Annotated in this window: 2 protein-coding genes; both read left to right on the top strand. The window is 47.0% G+C overall.

Features of this window, described 5'->3' with window-relative positions; all coding sequences use genetic code 11:
• Positions 1-658, top strand: a 658-nt coding sequence (locus IQ242_RS23655; RefSeq protein WP_228021183.1) for a peptidylprolyl isomerase, incomplete at its 5' end; no start/stop codon positions are given.
• Between the two features lie 293 nt (positions 659-951).
• A partial coding sequence (locus IQ242_RS23650; protein WP_193961632.1) for a beta-ketoacyl-ACP synthase occupies positions 952-1,944 on the top strand: 993 nt, incomplete at its 3' end.

Genomic DNA, 1,944 nt, shown 5'->3' with positions numbered 1-1,944 from the left:
CCCAGAAGCTAACTCCACCCGCGATAATTCTATTATCATCGAAGAAAACCGTAAATCTGCCAGTTCGGGCAGTGTCAACATGGATAATTACAAACCCCGCTTAGATGGAACTGCCGTCGTCGAGATGATCATCAAAGGTAAACCGGTAACGATCGAAATTGATGGCAATGCAGCCCCAGTTACTGCCGGTAATTTTGTGGATCTGGTGGGGAGAGGTTTTTATAATGGTTTAACTTTCCATCGCGTGGTTACAGAACCGCAGCCTTTTGTCGCCCAAGGGGGTGATCCCCAAGGTCGCGGAACTGGTGGTTTTGTCGATCCAGAAACCAAGCAACCCCGTTATGTTCCTCTAGAAATTCTCCTCAAAGACGAAAAAGAGCCGATTTATGGGCAAGCAATCGGTCAACAGGCCACGTCGCGCACTCCTATCGTCGCTTTACCCCATAAACGCGGTGCGATCGCAATGGCCCGTTCTCAACAACCTAATTCCGCTTCTTCTCAGTTTTATTTTGCCCTGTCGGATATCAATTTCCTCGATGGTGATTATGCCGTTTTTGGTTATGTAACTGAGGGAATGGAAGTGATCGATACGATCAAACAAGGGGATAAAATTGACTCGGCCAAAGTTGTTTCTGGTGCAGAAAATCTGAAAAAATAGCGATCGGTTAGGGTGGGACTGGGCGACAATAATTTAATGTTCGCCGTCACCCACCCAATCATTTAATAAATCTGCTGCAAAAATCAAAAATCTTCCGTCAGGTGAGGAGTCTCCGAGCCGGTAGTCAGTAGTCAGGAGAATTAAGAATGAATAATAATCAATTAAATGCTCTAAGTAGGAAGGCACAATTATTTGTAGGATGGGTTAGCGGTAGCGTAACATAATCGGGCGTTGGGTTTCATGCTTCAACCCAACCTACGTTCATCTGATAACTGATACCTGATAACTGATAAATGAATGTTGTGGTGACGGGAATTGGGTTGATCAGTTCTCTGGGAAATTTAAGTCAGAGTTGGCAAAGATTACTAGAGGGCAAAACTGGTATAACTAGGCAACAACCCTTTTCTGATTTACCCGCTTTACCCTTGGGTTTAATCGGTCACAAACCGGCATTTTTAGAGGATTTAACCAAAATTGCCCTGATTGCTGCCCTTGAAGACGCGAAGTTAACCCCTCCCTTAAAGGATTGTGGTGTCACTATCGGTTCTAGTCGCGGTTGTCAGGGTTTATGGGAACAGATGGCAGCGACGGGAATAGTAGAAAACTGGTTAGATAGTTTACCCGATCGCGCCTCGGTATTGACCGCTAGATTGATAGAAACCGGCGCCCCAGTCTTAGCACCCATGGCGGCCTGTGCCACGGGCATCTGGTCGCTCGCACAGGCTGTAGAATTAATTACTATGGGAGAATGTGATCGAGTTTTAGCCGGGGCGCTCGAAACCCCGATCACTCCCTTAACTTTGGTGGGATTTGAACAGATGGGAGCTTTGGCGAAAACGGGCTGTTATCCTTTTGATAGAGCTAGGGAGGGCTTGGTTTTGGGCGAAGCTGGGGCGATTTTAGTCCTTGAATCCGAAAAACTGGCTTTAAGCAGAAATGCCCCCATCTACGGGCAAATTTTGGGCTATGGTTTTACCTGCGATGCCGATCATGTCAGCGCCCCGGCGGTGAATAATCGTAGTGCTACCAAAGCCATAGAACTATGTTTGCACAGAAGTCAATTAAGAAAAGATGAAATTAATTACATTCACGCCCACGGCACTAGCACGCGTTTAAACGATGAACGGGAGGCAAACCTGATCGCCAGCATTTTTGGCTCGCAAGTGGCTGTAAGCTCGACAAAAGGGGCAACAGGACACACTTTAGGGGCTTCGGGGGCATTAGGCGTGGCTTTTTGTTTAATGGCTCTGAAAAATCAGCTAATTCCCCCCTGTGTCGGTGTGCGA

Source organism: Microcystis sp. LEGE 08355 (assembly GCF_015207185.1).
GTDB lineage: Bacteria > Cyanobacteriota > Cyanobacteriia > Cyanobacteriales > Microcystaceae > Microcystis > Microcystis panniformis.
This window is presented reverse-complemented; position numbering and strand designations above follow the sequence as displayed.